Origin of the sequence: Streptomyces sp. NBC_00873 (genome assembly GCF_045207415.1) — a bacterium.
GTDB lineage: Bacteria > Actinomycetota > Actinomycetes > Streptomycetales > Streptomycetaceae > Streptomyces.
The window spans coordinates 8,757,097-8,772,676 of sequence record NZ_CP108803.1; the positions used below are offsets into that span (position 1 = coordinate 8,757,097).

At 69.9% G+C, this 15,580-nt stretch carries 13 protein-coding genes and 1 pseudogene; 10 read left to right on the forward strand and 4 right to left on the reverse strand.

What is annotated here, in order from left to right; translation table 11 throughout:
• The first annotated feature begins 36 nt into the window (after positions 1-36).
• A complete protein-coding gene (locus tag OH809_RS40725; RefSeq protein ID WP_406415970.1) occupies positions 37-1,581 on the forward strand; it encodes a phytoene desaturase family protein in 1,545 nt (514 codons plus the stop codon).
• A gap of 13 nt (positions 1,582-1,594) precedes the next feature.
• Here the strand turns inward: OH809_RS40725 and OH809_RS40730 are convergent.
• Together OH809_RS40730 and OH809_RS40735 are read right to left on the reverse strand one after the other, a co-directional pair.
• Positions 1,595-2,537: pseudogene (locus OH809_RS40730) on the reverse strand (acetylxylan esterase).
• A gap of 16 nt (positions 2,538-2,553) precedes the next feature.
• Positions 2,554-3,435: a polysaccharide lyase family 8 super-sandwich domain-containing protein gene (locus tag OH809_RS40735; protein WP_406415968.1), complete on the reverse strand. Its 882-nt coding sequence runs from the start codon at positions 3,433-3,435 to the stop codon at positions 2,554-2,556.
• On the opposite strand from OH809_RS40735, the gene OH809_RS40740 reads away from it, so the two are divergent.
• The 6 genes from OH809_RS40740 to OH809_RS40765 all read left to right on the forward strand — a co-directional run bounded on the left by OH809_RS40740 (position 3,422) and on the right by OH809_RS40765 (position 8,831).
• Positions 3,422-3,718 (forward strand): hypothetical protein, encoded by a 297-nt coding sequence (locus OH809_RS40740; RefSeq protein WP_406415966.1) that lies wholly within the window; start codon positions 3,422-3,424, stop codon positions 3,716-3,718. The genes OH809_RS40735 and OH809_RS40740 overlap by 14 nt on opposite strands.
• 224 nt (positions 3,719-3,942) lie before the next feature.
• On the forward strand, positions 3,943-4,839 hold the full coding sequence (locus OH809_RS40745; RefSeq protein ID WP_406415965.1) for an ABC transporter substrate-binding protein: 897 nt from the start codon (positions 3,943-3,945) through the stop codon (positions 4,837-4,839).
• 1 nt (position 4,840) lies between these two features.
• On the forward strand, positions 4,841-5,821 hold the full coding sequence (locus OH809_RS40750; protein ID WP_406415964.1) for an amino acid ABC transporter permease: 981 nt from the start codon (positions 4,841-4,843) through the stop codon (positions 5,819-5,821).
• Positions 5,822-5,838: 17 nt separating this feature from the next.
• A complete protein-coding gene (locus tag OH809_RS40755) occupies positions 5,839-6,591 on the forward strand; it encodes an amino acid ABC transporter ATP-binding protein (protein WP_406415962.1) in 753 nt (250 codons plus the stop codon).
• Positions 6,588-7,817 (forward strand): M20/M25/M40 family metallo-hydrolase, encoded by a 1,230-nt coding sequence (locus tag OH809_RS40760; RefSeq protein WP_406415961.1) that lies wholly within the window; start codon positions 6,588-6,590, stop codon positions 7,815-7,817. Before OH809_RS40755 ends, OH809_RS40760 begins: the two co-directional genes overlap by 4 nt.
• A gap of 93 nt (positions 7,818-7,910) precedes the next feature.
• Positions 7,911-8,831, forward strand: coding sequence for a MurR/RpiR family transcriptional regulator (locus OH809_RS40765; RefSeq protein ID WP_406415959.1), 921 nt, complete (start codon positions 7,911-7,913; stop codon positions 8,829-8,831).
• A gap of 316 nt (positions 8,832-9,147) precedes the next feature.
• Here the strand turns inward: OH809_RS40765 and OH809_RS40770 are convergent, their stop codons facing one another.
• On the reverse strand, positions 9,148-9,801 hold the full coding sequence (locus tag OH809_RS40770; RefSeq protein ID WP_406415958.1) for a class I SAM-dependent DNA methyltransferase: 654 nt from the start codon (positions 9,799-9,801) through the stop codon (positions 9,148-9,150).
• Positions 9,802-10,035: 234 nt separating this feature from the next.
• Here OH809_RS40770 and OH809_RS40775 point away from each other — a divergent pair, with 234 nt between their 5' ends.
• Positions 10,036-10,671 carry a LysE/ArgO family amino acid transporter gene (locus OH809_RS40775; RefSeq protein ID WP_406415956.1) on the forward strand — a complete coding sequence of 212 codons (636 nt, stop codon included), beginning with the start codon at positions 10,036-10,038 and terminating at the stop codon, positions 10,669-10,671.
• A 61-nt stretch (positions 10,672-10,732) separates the two neighbouring features.
• Here the strand turns inward: OH809_RS40775 and OH809_RS40780 are convergent, their stop codons facing one another.
• The gene (locus OH809_RS40780; RefSeq protein ID WP_406415954.1) at positions 10,733-12,592 is read right to left on the reverse strand and encodes a serine hydrolase; all 1,860 of its coding nucleotides are present in this window, start codon (positions 12,590-12,592) and stop codon (positions 10,733-10,735) included.
• A 182-nt stretch (positions 12,593-12,774) separates the two neighbouring features.
• Here OH809_RS40780 and OH809_RS40785 point away from each other — a divergent pair, with 182 nt between their 5' ends.
• A complete protein-coding gene (locus OH809_RS40785) occupies positions 12,775-13,884 on the forward strand; it encodes an NAD(P)H-dependent flavin oxidoreductase (RefSeq protein WP_406516178.1) in 1,110 nt (369 codons plus the stop codon).
• The gene (locus OH809_RS40790) at positions 13,881-15,437 is read left to right on the forward strand and encodes an acyl-CoA synthetase (RefSeq protein WP_406415952.1); all 1,557 of its coding nucleotides are present in this window, start codon (positions 13,881-13,883) and stop codon (positions 15,435-15,437) included. The genes OH809_RS40785 and OH809_RS40790 overlap by 4 nt, the downstream gene beginning before the upstream one ends.
• Positions 15,438-15,580 lie beyond the last annotated feature (143 nt).

The window sequence follows — 15,580 nt, forward strand, 5'->3', positions numbered from 1 at the left end:
CTGGCCGGTGGCGATCATCCTGTGTTACCAAGGGCCATGCCCGCACCTGACACCTATGACGCAGTGATCGTGGGCGGCGGCCACAACGGTCTGGTCGCCGCCGCCTACCTCGCCCGCGCCGGACAGTCCGTCCTGGTCCTCGAACGCCTCGGCACCACCGGGGGAGCGGCCGTCTCGACCCGTCCCTTCGACGGGATCGACGCACGGCTGTCGCGCTACTCCTATCTGGTGTCCCTGCTGCCACAGAAGATCGTCCGCGATCTCGGGCTGGACTTCGCCGTACGGAAGCGGACCGTCTCCTCGTACACCCCGACCGTCCGTGGCGGGCGAGCCACCGGACTGCTCGTCGGCGGGGACCGCACCCGGGAGTCCTTCGCCGCCCTCACCGGTGGGGAGCGCGAGTACGAGGCCTGGCAGCGCTTCTACGGCATGACACAGCAGGTCGCCGAGAGGGTCTTCCCGACCCTCACCGAACCGCTGCCCACCCGGGACGCGCTCCGCGACCGGATCGGGGACGCGGACGCCTGGCGCATGCTCTTCGAGGAGCCGATCGGCGCGGCCGTCGAGGAGAACTTCACCGACGATCTCGTGCGCGGCGTCGTGCTCACCGACGCACTGATCGGTACCTTCGCCGACGCGCACGACCCGTCGCTGCTCCAGAACCGCTGCTTCCTCTACCACGTGATCGGCGGCGGAACGGGCGACTGGGACGTCCCCGTCGGCGGCATGGGCGCGCTCACCGACGCCCTCGCGCAGGCTGCCCGGACGGCGGGGGCCGAGATCCGGGTCCACCACGAGGCGACCCGGATCGAGACCGACGGGGCACGGGCCGAAGTCACCGTCCGCTCACCCGAGGGCGAGCGGACGGTCGCCGCCCGCCGGGTCCTCGTGAACGCCTCGCCGCAGGCCCTGGCCGCGCTTCTCGGCGACGAACCGCCGGTTCCTGCCGAGGGCGCCCAGCTGAAGGTGAACATGCTGCTGCGTCGGTTGCCCCGGCTGCGCGACCGCTCCGTCGACCCTCGCCAGGCGTTCGCCGGAACGTTCCACATCGCGGAGGGGTACGGCCAGTTGGCCGACGCCTACCGGGACGCGGCTGCGGGCCGGCTGCCCACGGCCCCGCCGTCGGAGATCTACTGCCACTCGCTGACCGACCCGTCGATCCTCGGCCCCGGCCTCGCCGCGCGCGGCTACCAGACCCTCACCCTTTTCGGTCTGCACACGCCCGCCCGGCTCTTCGCCGCGGACAACGAGGCGACGCGCGCCGCCCTCCTCGAGGCCACGCTCGCCGAACTCGACGCGCATCTCGACGAGCCGATCGCCGACTGTCTGGCCGTCGACGCGAACGGCGAACCGTGCATCGAGGCGAAGACACCGCTCGACCTCGAACGGGATCTGCGGCTGCCCGGCGGCCATATCTTCCACCGGGACCTCGCCTTCCCGTACGCCACGGAGTCCACCGGCCGGTGGGGCGTCGAGACGGCGCACGCCAACGTCCTGCTGTGCGGGGCGGGCGCGGTGCGCGGCGGCGGGGTCAGCGGGGTCCCCGGCCACAACGCCGCGATGGCGGCGCTGGGCCGGTGACCCGTTCCTGTGCCTACGGACCGAGGACGCCGCGCAGTGCGCCGAGCTTGCGCGGCAGGTCGTATTCCGCGCCGCCCTCGTGTCCGTTGTACGTGAACACCTCGATCTCGGCCGGACCCGCATAGCGGTGGTAGGCGGCGAACACCGTCGACGACGGGCAGATCTTGTCCATCAGCCCGACCGAGAACCACGCCGGAGCGGTCGCCCGTGCCGCGAAGTTGACCCCCGTCGAAGTAGGAGAGCGTCTCCATCGCCTCGTCGATCCGGAAGCGGTGCCCGGACAGCCAGCGGGCGATCTCCGCGTACGGGCCCGCGTCCGTGATCTGCGAGGCGCGCCGGTAGTGGCAGAGGAACGGCACATCGGCGACAACCGCCACCACGTCGTCGCGCAGCCCGGCGACAGCGAGGGCGAGCCCGCCACCCTGGCTGCCGCCCAGCACCGCGACCCGCGACGCGTCGACGGCCCCATGGGCCTTGGCCGCATCGACGGCCCGCACCGCGTCGGTGATCAGCCGCCGGTAGTAGTGCCGGTACGGATCCTCGATGCCGCGGGTGAGGAAGCCCGGGGACGAGGAGGCGTGGCCGTCGGGTCCGATGTCCGGGGTGTCCGCGGTGTTCTTGCCACCGCCGCCCTGTCCCCGGTTGTCCATGACCAGATGCGCGTAGCCGAGGGCGCTCCAGGTCAGCCAGGAGTACGGGATGCCCCGGCCGCCGTTGTAGCCGATGTACTGCACCACGGCGGGCAGCGGGCCCGAGCGGACGCGCGGCAGCATCAGCCACGCCTTCACCGGCTGCCCGCCCCAGCCGCGGAACGTCACGTCGAACACGTCGACGGTCGCGAACCCGGCGTCCAGGCCGTGGCGGCCGGTCTCGGTGAGCGTCTTCGCCCAGAACGCGTCGAAGTCCGCGGGCTCCTCAGGATCCGGCCGGTACTCGCGCAGCCGCTCCAGGGGCATGTCGAACAACAAGGGTCTAGCTCCTCTTCAGGGTGAGGGTGAGGGTTGCACCGTGGAGTTCAGCGGTGTCGGCCGTGATCCGGATGCCCTGGGCGGTGGACGCGGCGCTCACGCCGGGATCGGCGGAGACGACGGACAGACCGCGCCGGTCGAGATCCAGTACGACACCGGACCTGAGCTGGGTGGGATCGGACAGCGACACGGTCACCGTCTTCCCCTCGGGCCGCACCAGCACCGATGCCGGCCCGTCCGAGGTGAGGTCCTGTGCGGTGCCCGCGGTCCAGAAGTTCGCCGCGAACAGGCCGTCCGCGCAGCGGCGCACCGCGTGCACGGCCGTGGAGTCGGCGACCAGCTTCACCGGTGGCGCGGCCGACCACCGCCTGGTGCGTTCGGCGGATGCGGCGGGCGCCTGAAGCCAGAAGTAGCCGGCTCCGTCCGGCGCGGTTCCGTGGTCCTGCCACAGCGTCAGATACGGGCGGGTGACAGGGGTGTCGGTGCCGTACTTGAGGTTGATCTCGCGCCAGGTCGCGGTGCGGTCCTCGCGCACGCCACTGACCTGGGCGGGCTCGGGGAAGATGTAGCCACCGGTTTTGGCGAGATGCAGCCGGCGGACCTGGTCGAGCCGGTCCGACCAGCCCGCGTCGGCGGGTACGGCCGTGCCGTTGACGAGGAGGGCCGCCCGTGGGTCGCGCAGCTTCCGGTTCTCCACGACCGTCTCGGCGGTGCCCGCGTCGGCGGTGATGCCGGAGCCGACGCAGGCGATCACGTCGTCCAGGCAGAACCAGCTCTTGAGGCCGTGCAGCGAACTCCCGAACGCGCGCAGCTCCATGCCGTACGCACCGAGCGTCGTTCCGGGCAGCGCGGCGCCGCCCGCCCAGCCGGCCGTGCTGGTGCTCAATGTCTTCGTGCTGACGGTGCTTCAGACCTCGCTGGCCATCATTGTCACGGGCAACCTCGGATACATCCTCACCCATGTGCTGGCGGTCTCCGGCTTCGCGCTGCTGCGCAAGGACCGTCCCGACGCCGTGCGTCCCATCCGGCTGCCGCGCGGGTGGGGTGGGCCGTCGGCCGCCGCGGTCGATGGCCTGGCGTTGCGGGCGACGCCTGTTACAGATCGACTGATGTTGCCGCGATCTGAAACGCGAGCAGCTCTGAGTCGGCTGTTCACGAGGCTGCCCTGACCGGGGGACATCTGCGGATCAGTGAGTGCGTCGCCTCGCGATGCGCCGTTATCGACATGTAATAAACGTTACAGTAGAGCGCAATCCTACGTCGTGTGTAACGTGCGGGAAGTCCGTCGGCGGTGAATTCCAACCGCACGACAGTTCCGCGAGAGGGGTCCGTGTTGCACACTCACCCGATCCGCCGCGCCGTTGCGGCAGGTGCATTGTTGATCACATCGGCCATGACCGTGTCCGCATGCGGCAGCGGCAGCACCGACAGCGAGGCATCCGCTCCCGCGGTCGACGCCACCGTCGCCGGTGTGCACATCACCAGGGATGCGAAGCTCCATGCCGCGCTTCCTGCCGACGTCAGGTCCGCCGGCACGGTCAGAGTCGCCACCGACGTCCCGTACGCGCCGTTCGTGATGTTCGTGACCGAGGGCAAGCCCGAGCTCACCGGCCTCGACTACGACCTGGGGCGGGCGCTCGGAGCCAAACTGGGGGTGCGATTCGCCTTCACCGCCCAGAAGTTCGACGGCATCGTTCCGGCCATTCAGGCCGGCAAGTTCGACGCGGTCATGTCGGCCATGACCGACACCAAGGAGCGCCAGCAGGTCCTGGACTTCGTGGACTACTCCGTGTCCGGCTCAGGCATCCTCGTCACGAAGGGGAACCCGGACCACATCACCCGACTCGACGACCTGTGCGGCAGGAAGGTCGGTGCGGAGGCCGCCACCCATCAGCTGGACGTACTCAAGGCCCACCAGCCCGCGTGCGCGAAGGCGGGCAAGGGTCCCATCTCCATCCAGTCATTCCCGAAGGATTCAGACGCCCAACTCGCCCTGCGGTCACGGAAAGTAGCAGCCGACCTGCTGACCAAACCCGCCGCGGGCTGGACGGCCAAGACCGCTGACGGCGGCCGGGCCTTCGCAGTCGTCAATGACCCCATGGCGGCCGGCGGCTACGAGGCCACCCCCAACGGGATCGGCGTCACCAAACGGTTGCCCGGGCTCACCGACGCCATCCAGAAGGCCGTGCAGGCGCTCATCGACGACGGGACGCTCCGCAAGATCTGCGCCAAGTACGGTGTCGCGTCCATCGCGGTGAACGAAGCCACCAAGAACGCGGCGGTGTCCTGACATGACAGCCATGAACCCCGCCGGGACCATGAAGAGCGTTCCCGCACCGACCGCGCCCGCCACGGACACCCTGACCGCCGTGCCGGTCCGGCACTGGGGCCGGTGGCTGGCCGCAGCGGCAGCCGTCATCGCCCTCATCGGACTCATCGGCTCCCTGGCCGGCAACAAGAACCTGCACTGGGACATCGTCGGACGCTACGTCTTCGCCGACCTCGTCTTCAGCGGACTGGTCACCACCTTGTGGCTCACCGCGGCCGCCATGACGATCGGGCTCGGCCTCGGCGTCCTCGTCGCGGTGATGCGGCTGTCGTCCAACCCCGTACTCCGCGCCCTGGGAACCGCCTTCGTCTGGGTCTTCCGCTCCACGCCCCTTCTCGTCCAGATCATCTTCTGGGGATACGCGGGCGCGCTCTACCAACAGGTGCTGATCGGCATCCCATTCACCCACATCACGTTGCTGCAGGCCGACACCAACGCCCTGCTCACGCCCACGGTTGCCGCGCTCCTGGCGCTGGGTCTGAACGAGGCGGCGTACGCGAGTGAGATCGTCCGCGCCGGCATCCAGTCCGTCGACCCGGGACAGACAGAGGCCGCGCACTCGCTCGGCATGAGCCCGTCCCTCACCACCCGGCGCATCGTGCTGCCCCAGGCCATGCGGGTCATCATCCCGCCACTGGGCAACGAGACCATCAACATGCTCAAGATGACCGCGCTGGTCTCGGTGATCTCCGCCCACGACCTGATGTCCAACATCCAGGACGTGTATGCACAGAACTACCAGGTCATCCCCATGCTCGTCGTCGCCTCCATCTGGTACCTGATACTCGTCACGGCCCTGAGCCTGCCGCAGTCCTGGCTGGAACGCAGGTACGGGCGCGGCATGGCCCCCGCCGCTGTCGCCAGCCCGCTGCAACGCCTCGTCTCCGGAGCCCGGCTGAGCCTGTCCCGTACCGCCCCCGCACCGACCGGACCGAAGGGATGAAAACAGTGGAGACGCCGATGGTGCACGCCGAGGGCGTGCGCAAACACTTCGGGAAGGTCGCCGTGCTCCAGGGCATCGACCTGACGGTGGAACGCGGCCAGGTCTGCTGCCTGCTGGGCCCCTCCGGCTCCGGGAAGTCCACGTTCCTGCGCTGCATCAACCACCTGGAGAAGCTCGACGGCGGCAGGCTGTCCGTCGACGGTGCGCCAGTGGGCTACCGGCAGCAGGGCAACCGGCTCCACGAGCTGAAGGAGCGCGAGATCGCCCGCAGCCGCCAGGACATCGGGATGGTGTTCCAGCGGTTCAATCTCTTCCCCCACATGACGGCGGTGCAGAACGTCATGGAGGCACCCGTGAAGGTTGCGGGCGCCACCAGGGCCGAGGCCCATGAGGACGCCCTGCGTCTGCTGGACCGCGTCGGCCTCGCCGATCGCGCCGACCGATACCCTGCCCAGCTGTCCGGCGGCCAGCAGCAGCGTGTTGCTATCGCACGGGCCCTGGCGATGAAACCCAAGCTGATGCTTTTCGACGAACCGACGTCCGCCCTGGACCCGGAGTTGGTCGGAGAGGTTCTCGACGTCATGCGCCAACTGGCCTCGGAAGGAATGACGATGGTGGTCGTCACCCACGAAATCGGGTTCGCCCGCGAAGTCGCGGACACGGCCGTCTTCATGGACGGCGGCATCGTCGTCGAAGCGGGCGCTCCGCGGCAGGTACTCGGCGACCCGCGGCAGGAACGCACCCGCGCCTTTCTGTCGAAGGTCCTGTGAGCGTCCCCGTGCGACAGCAGGGCACGGCGGCACGCACCGCGGCCCTGCTGCTCCCCGGCGCCGTCGCCCTGCACGACCGCTATCTGGCGGAGCTGGAGCACCTCGTCTCCATCGACTCCGGCTCGTACAGCCCCGACGGAGTCAATCAGGTCGCGGCGTGGACCGTGCGGCGCCTGACGTCCCTGGGCTTCGCGGTGGACCGTGTCCCCGTCACCGCCGAAGGCCGCGACACCCGTTTCGGTGACCTGGTCGTGGGCCGGCTGCGCGGACAACTGCCCGTGGAGCGCGGGGGAAAGCGCATCCTGCTCGCCGGACACATGGACACCGTGTTCGACGACGGAACCGCGGCGGACCGGCCCTTCCGCCGAAGCGGGCCACTCGCCCACGGCCCCGGGGTCAGCGACGACAAGGGAGGACTCCTGGCCGGGCTCACCGCCGTGGAACTCCTGCTGCGCCAAGGGATGCTGGACTTCGCCGAGCTCGTCTTCCTGGCCACCCCCGACGAGGAGGTCGGCTCCCCGGCCAGCCGCCCGGTGACCATGTCCCTCAGCCATGGCATCCACTACGCGCTGGGCCTGGAATGCGCCCGGGAGAACGGCGACCTCGTCGTCGCCCGCAAGGGCGTGGCGGACCTCGTGATCACCGTGACGGGGCGGGCCGCGCATGCCGGAATAGAACCGGAGCGCGGAGCGAACGCCGCACTCGCCGCCGCACATCTCCTCATCGAATGCCAGCAGATGAACGGGCGCTGGAGCGACGTCACCGTCAACGTGGGCATGATCAGGGCGGGCAGCCGCATCAACATCGTCTGTCCCGAGGCGGAGCTTCATGTGGAGGTACGGTCGTCGACGGATGCCGGCATCCGGCTCGCCCGTCAGGCGATCGAAGCTGCCGCCGCGAGCCTCTCCGTACCTGGCGCCACCGCCACCGTCCGGCAGACCGAAGCGATTCCGGCGATGGAGGACACCCCAGCGGCTCGCGCCATGCTCACCCATGCCCTGGAGGCCGGGAGGGAACTCGCCATCGACCTGGGTGCCGCAGCCACCGGCGGTGTCGGCGACGCCAACACCATCGCCGGAGCCGGTGTCCCCACCCTCGACGGCCTCGGTCCGGTCGGCGGCGGCGACCACGGCCCGGACGAGTGGCTCGACGTCACGACCATTCCGCGCCGTGTGGCTCTGCTGGCAGCCCTGATCGTGGCGCTCGGCGACGTCGGAGGCCACTGACCGGCCCCCCGGATGCGGCCCGTCGTCCGTGCGGACACAGCTCGGGGCCGGGCGCCGCGTAATCTGAACCCCTTTGGAAAGGTGGCCCGGCCCATGTCCTCACTTGCCGAAGAGATCCGGCACCGCATCGGTGACCTCAGTCCCGCCGAACGCAAAGTTGCCCGGGTGCTGCTCGCGGGCTATCCGTCGGCAGGATTCGAGACCGTGGCCACGCTCGCCGAACGGGCCGGCGTGAGCGCCCCCACGGTGATCCGATTCGTGAACAGACTCGGCTACAAGGGGTTCCCCGACTTCCAGGCGGCCCTGCGGGAGGAGCTCGACGAGCGCAGCGCCTCGCCGCTGGCTCTGTACAGCACCCGCGGGTACGGCACCACCCCGCCCCTGGTGCAGGAGGACGACGGCTCCGGAACGGCGCGTGCCGGCAGTGGCCAGGACGTCTTCAGTGCCGAGGTGGCCCGTACCCTGCGCGAGCTTCCCCCGCACGACGTGGAGGCCGCGGTGGCACTGCTCAGTCACCCCAAACGTCGGATCGTCCTCGTCGGCGGCCGGTTCACCCACCTGCTGGGGCAGTATCTCGGCCTGCATCTGATGCAGTTGCGGGGTGAGGTGGTGATCCTGCCAGACCGGGACGTGGAGAGGACCGCCGTGCTCGCGGGGCTGGGCAGGCAGGACGTCCTCGTGGTGTTCGACTACCGCCGCTACGAACCGGACAAGATCGTCATCGCGGAGATGGCCAGGCAGTGCGGCAGCAAGATCGTCCTTTTCACCGATGCCTGGCTGTCGCCGGTGACCCATCTCGCCGATGTCGTCCTGCCCAGCCGGGTCGCGGAGCCATCGCCGTACGACAGCATGGTGCCGACGCTGGCCACGGTCGAGACGGTTCTCGCGGGCGTGCTCGCACAGCTCGGCGAGCAGGGGCGTGTCCACCTGGAGCACAGCGAGAACGTCGCCCGGGAGGCCGGGATCCAGCCGGTCGACCCCAAGCCGGAGGCCCCGGAGGCGGCCGGGAAATGACAAATAGTGACATGTCAATTCCGGGCCAGGAGCTGGATCGCGAGGCGCTGGTGGCCCCCAGTTTTCGGAGCAACCGTCCGGCGCCCGTACCGTGGACGGCGGGGGAGCGGAGGCCTGGATCGGCCGGCCCACCGAGGGCAGCCGCAGGACGGCCGACTTCCCCCTCTTCTCGCCGCTGGGGTGGAACGCCACATGGTGCGGCCCGCATCGACTGCTGCCGGGCGACAACCATGTGCTGCTGAGATTCTTCGCCGTGCCCGAGAGGGCGGCCCGTCCACATGGCGCCGGTTGGACATGGGGACGGGCCGGGCAACGACTACGGATGCGCCGGTTTGCGGGCCATGAGGAACGCCTGGGGGCCTGCGTCCTTCCAGCCCGCCTCGCGCACGAGCCTGGCATCCACGAGGAGTCCGGCCCGACTCAGGAGCTCGGCCACACGCTCGGGTTCCAGCCAGTAGACGTCGAGCGCCAGTGCATGGCCGTACGCGTGGTCCAGATGCCGGATCTCGTCCCCGGCCTTGAAGGCCAGCAGCAAATGGCCGCCCGGGGCCAGCACCCGGTGGAATTCGGCGAACACCTCGGGCAACAGCTCGGGCGGGGTGTGGATGATGGAGTACCAGGCGACGATGCCGCCGAGACTGCCGTCGTCCAGGTCGAGGGCATTCATCGAACCCACGTCGAAACGCAGGTCCGGGTACGTCTTACGGGCCACCGCGACCATCTCCGGCGACAGGTCGATGCCGCGTGCAGTCAGTCCCAGGGACTGCAGGTGTCCCGTCACCCGCCCGGGACCGCAGCCGATGTCGGCGACCGGTCCGGCATCGGAGGCCTGTACGAGTTCGACGAACGCGGCGAGCATCGCCCGGTCCAGCGGCCTGCGTCCGAGTTCCGTTCTCAGGAGCTCGGCGTAGTCGGCCGCGACGGTGTCGTAGGACGCCCGGGTGGTACGTACGTAGGTGGGTTCGGTCATGACGGAGGAGCGTAATGGCTCGGCAGCGGCCCCACATCAACGGATCGCAGCACGGAGTCCCCATGCCGATGCGGCCGCACGCCCGAAGAAGAAATGGGTTGCTCCCGCTCCCGCACGGCCACACCATCTGCTCATGAACTCGATCACCGCCCCCCTGCCGACGACCCCTGCCACTCGACCGGTGCGGGGCCAGCAGCAGTCCGGCCGACCACGGAGGCCGATTCTCCTCCCCGCGTGAGCGCCGCCCTGGTCGCGGGGCTGCTGGCCGGCTTCGGCATTGCCATGCCGGTCGGAGCGGTCGCGACCTATCTGGTGGCTCTCACCGCACGGACCTCTCTCGGAACCGGCGTCGCCGCCGCGCTCGGAGTCGCGACGGCCGACGGCCTCTATACGCTGATCGCGGTCGTCGGAGGCTCCTCACTCACCCGTGTCATCGAGCCGGTCGCCCTGCCGCTGCGCTGGGCCTCGGCCCTGGTGCTCGTCGTCCTGGCGCTACGGAGCGCCACTACCGCGATCGGCCAGTACCGCAAGCGGCATTCGGTGTCCGGGTCCGACCGGACCCCGCTCAGCCCCGCGCGCGCCTATCTGGGGCTGACGGGGATGACCCTGCTGAACCCCACCACTGTCGTCTACTTCACGGCGCTGGTGCTGGGCAGCCGGGCGACCGCCGCCGCCCCGGACCGACTGGAACAGTCCGTGTTCGTCCTCGCAGTCTTCGCCGCGTCCGCCGGCTGGCAGTTGCTGCTGGCCGGTGGGGGAGCGCTGCTCGGTCGCGTACTCACCGGCGGCCGGGGGCGGCTCGTCACCGCCCTGGCGTCCTCCGTGCTGATCACCGCGCTCGCCGTCCATCTGCTCGTACCGGCATCCTGACGCGCAGCCAACCCGTCGAACCAGCGGCTGCCGGCCGGTCCGAACCGGCCGGCAGCCGTTCTCAGTCCGCGGACACCGTCCACCCGTTCGCCTCGATACGCCCGGCGTCGCCCGACCTGCCGTCGTCGAAGACGGTCATGCCGTCGTCCTCGACCCGGATGCCGTCCACGTACGCCCCGCGCCCGACGTACAGCTGATCGGTGGTGTACCGCCACCGCAGCCGCACCTCCTTGCCGCGCCAGGCGGCCAGGTCCGCGTCGAGACGGTGCCAGACCCGGCCCGACCAGCCGGAGACGGAGCCCCCCGGATGCCCTTCCGGCTCGGCCCGGTGGGATCCGGACGTCGTCGGTACGGTGGTGAAGGGCACCGGCTGCCAGGTCGTCCCGGCGTCCGACGAGGCCTCCAGGAAGAGGAAGTCGGAGCCCGGCTCGGTGTCCCACCACACCGCGCAGCTCAGCGCGGAACGCGAGGACGCCGGACGCAGAGCGGGCAGCGCGAGCGTGGCGGAGGCGGCGCTCGCCATGCCGGAGAACCAGGCGGTACGGCCCCGGGCGGGGTGCACCGCCACCGCCCGCGCCATCTGGTTCGCGGTGGCGACCCGAGGTGCGCTGCCGGAGCGCCATGTGCGCACCGGATGAACGGAGTTGCCGAGCACGATCAGGAACGAGTCGGTCGTCGGATCGAGGACCAGGCTCGTCCCGGTGAAGCCGGTGTGGCCCGCTGTGCTCGGCGTGGCCATCGCCCCCATGTACCAGTGCTGGTAGAGCTCGAAGCCGAGTCCGTGGGCATCTCCGGGGAAGGCGGTGTTGAAGTCGGTGAACAGGAGGTCCACCGACTCATCGGAGAGGATCCTCGCGCGTCCGTAGACGCCTCCGTTGAGCAGCGTACGGGCGAGGACCGCGAGGTCCCAGGCGCAGGAGAATACTCCGGCGTGGCCCGCCACCCCGTCCAGGCTGTACGCGTTCTCGTCGTGCACCTCGCCCCAGACCAGCCCGCGGTCCAGGCCGGACCAGGGCAGCCGGGCGTCCTCGGTGGCCGCGATCTTCGGCTTCCAGGCGGCGGGCGGGTTGTAACGAGTGCGGTGCATCCCGAGCGGCGCGGTGATCTCCTCGCGGAGCAGCACATCCTGGGTGCGTCCGGTGATCTTCTCCAGGACCAGCTGCAGCGAGATGAGATTGAGGTCGGAGTAGAGATACACCGTGCCAGGCGGCTTGGCCGGTACCTCGTTCCACAGCAGCCGCAGTTTCCCCTCCCGGGTCGGCTCCTTGTAGAGCGGGATCCAGGCACGGAATCCCGAGGTGTGCGTGAGTAGCTGACGGATCGTGACGTCCTGCTTGCCGCCTCCCGAGAAGTCGGGCAGATACGAGGCGACCTTCGCCTCCAGTTCCAGTGCCCCGCGCTCGATCTGCTGCACGGCCAGGATCGAAGTGAACAGCTTCGAGACCGACGCCAGGTCGAAGACCGTGTCCTCGGCCATCGCGATCTGCTGGTCCGCCGGGAACTCCACCCCGGTGTCGGTCTTTTCGTCGTAGGCCGCGTATCGCACCGCCCTGCCGATCGGCCGGTGCAGCGCCACCGTGCCACCGCGCCCGGCGAGCAGCACCGCGCCCGCGTACCACGGGTGTTTGGGGGATGCGGAGAGGAACCGTTCCGCCTCTGTGACCAGTTGGTCCAGCGGTCCCTGCAACAGTCCGGCGCGGGCGGCGGAACCGCGCCGCAACGTCGGCCGCCGGTCGGCAGCCGCGTCCGAAGCGTCCACGGTGCCTGCTCCCGACGTCCCCGACGTTCCCGCCCCCGATTCCATGGCCGACGCCGTCTCCGCGAAGGGAATCGGTGCCAGGGCGAGTGCTCCGCCCAGTGCGAGCATCCCACCGCTCAGCCTGCGTCGGCTGATCCCTCTGCCGGTCGCGTCCTCGGTCATCCGGAACCCCTTCCTACCGGTTGAAAGTAACTTTCGTCATCCAGTCCTACGATGAAACTTCCTGCCGCCGCAGAGATTACTGTCACCTCTGCCGTCCCGGAGGCCCCCGGCGCCACAAAGAATCTGACACGGCATCAGAAAATCTCTTCCTTCGGATGTCCGACTGCGGCATCCTGCCGCCCATGGAGACGGAGCTGAGCAAGAAACTGGGAGTGGAGCACGCCATCTTCGGCTTCACGCCCTTCCCGGCGGTGGCCGCGGCGATCACCCGGGCCGGCGGATTCGGCGTACTCGGCGCGGTCCGCTACACGGCCCCCGACGACCTGGCACGTGACCTCGACTGGATGCAGGAGCACACCGACGGCAAGCCGTACGGCCTCGACGTCGTCATGCCCGCGAAGAAGGTGGAAGGGGTGACGGAGGCCGATGTGGAAGCGATGATCCCGGCCGGACACCGCCAGTTCGTCCAGGACACCCTCGCCAAGTACGGCGTCCCCGAACTCGCCGAGGGCGAGGCATCCGGCTGGCGCATCACCGGGTGGATGGAGGAGGTCGCCCGCAACCAGCTCGACGTCGCCTTCGACCACCCCGTCAGGCTCCTCGCCAACGCCCTCGGCTCGCCCCCCGCGGACGTCGTGCAACGTGCCCACGACCGGAACGTCCTCGTGGCCGCCCTCGCCGGAAGCGCCAAGCACGCCCGGCACCACGCCGACGCGGGCATCGACATCGTCGTCGCCCAGGGGTACGAAGCGGGCGGTCACACCGGAGAGATCGCCTCCATGGTCCTCGTCCCCGACGTCGTCGACGCCGTGGGATCCCTCCCCGTCCTCGCTGCCGGAGGCATCGGCAGCGGACAGCAGATCGCCGCCGGACTCGCCCTCGGCGCCCAGGGCGTCTGGCTCGGCTCGCTCTGGCTGACCACCGAGGAGGCCGACCTCCACTCCCGCGCACTGACCCGCAAGCTCCTTGCCGCAGGCTCCGGCGACACCGTCCGCTCGCGCGCCCTCACCGGCAAACCCGCACGCCAGCTCCGTACCGAATGGACCGACGTCTGGGACGACCCGTCCGGCCCGGGCCCCCTGCCCATGCCGCTCCAGGGACTGCTGGTCGCCGACGCCGTCTCCCGTATCCAGAAGTACGAGACCGGCGCACTGCTGGGCACCCCCGTCGGCCAGATCGTCGGAAGGATGAACACCGAACGCAGCGTGCAGGCCGTCTTCGACGACCTGACCCGCGGCTTCGAACGCGCCGTGGACCGGATCAACCGCATCGCCGGACGGAGCGCCGCGTGAACCAGCTGCCCAACGGCTTCTGCGCCCAGGCCACCGCAGACCCCGACCGTACGATCCTCGTCGCCCCCGACGGCGAGACCTGGACCGCGGGCCGGCTGCACGCCGCGGCCAACCGCCTGGTCCACGGGCTGCGCGCGGCCGGGCTCCGGCAGGGCGACGCGTTCGCCGTGGTCCTCCCCAACGGCGTCGAATTCTTCACCGCGTACCTCGCCGCCTCCCAGGCCGGTTTCTATCTCGTCCCCGTCAACCACCACCTCGTCGGCCCCGAGATCGCCTGGATCGTCTCCGACTCCGGCGCCAAGGTGCTGATCGCGCACGAGCGGTTCACCGACGCAGCGACCTCCGCCGCCGACGAGGCGGAACTGCCCGTGAGCCACCGCTACGCCGTCGGCTCGGTCGACGGCTTCCGCCCGTACGCGGAACTGCTCGCGGAACAGTCCGACGCACCGCCCGAGGACCGCAGCCTCGGCTGGGTCATGAACTACACCTCGGGCACCACAGGACGCCCGCGCGGCATTCGCCGCCCGCTCTCCGGCAAGCTCCCCGAGGAGAGCCATCTCGGCGGGTTCCTCGGCATCTTCGGCATCAAGCCGTTCGACGACAACGTCCATCTGGTCTGCTCGCCGCTTTACCACACCGCCGTGCTCCAGTTCGCGGGCGCCGCCCTCCACATCGGGCACCGCCTCGTCCTGATGGACAAGTGGGCGCCGCAGGAGATGCTGCGGGTCATCGACGCGCACCGCTGCACCCACACGCACATGGTCCCCACCCAGTTCCACCGCCTCCTCGCCCTGCCCGACGAGGTGAAGGAGCGGTACGACGTCACATCGATGCGGCATGCCATCCATGGCGCGGCCCCCTGCCCCGACCACGTCAAACGCGCCATGATCGACTGGTGGGGCCGGTGCGTCGAGGAGTACTACGCGGCCAGCGAGGGTGGCGGCGCGTTCGCCACCGCCGAGGACTGGCTGAAGAAGCCCGGCACGGTCGGGAAGGCCTGGCCGATCAGTGAACTCGCCGTCTTCGACGACGACGGCAATCGCCTCCCGCCCGGCGAGCTCGGCACCGTCTACATGAAGATGAGCACCGGCGGCTTCAGCTACCACAAGGACCGGACCAAGACGGAGAAGAACCGCATCGGGGAGTTCTTCACCGTCGGCGATCTGGGCGTCCTCGACGAGGACGGCTATCTCTTCCTCCGAGACCGCAAGATCGACATGATCATCTCGGGAGGAGTGAACATTTACCCCGCCGAGATCGAAGCCGCGCTCCTCAGCCACCCCGCGGTCGCCGATGCTGCCGTCTTCGGCATCCCGCACGCCGACTGGGGCGAGGAGGTCAAGGCGGTCGTCGAACCGGCCGAAGGACACCCCCCGGGCGACGGGCTGGCCGCCGAGATCCTCACCCACTGCGCCGAGCGGCTGGCCGGATACAAACGCCCCAAGAGTGTCGACTTCATCGACACGATGCCGCGCGACCCCAACGGCAAGCTGTACAAGCGGCAACTGCGCGACCCGTACTGGGAGGGGCACCACAGGGCCCTGTCAACTTGACCTGGCCGTAAGCGACTGGGCTTGGAGGTAGCGCCCAGCTGGCTGCTGGGTGGTCTCCTCCGTCCGGACACCTCTATGGGTGGCGGGGACGCGTGGCTCACGCCCCGCAGTCCACGCAGCCTCGCCCTTGCGGGCGATGTTGC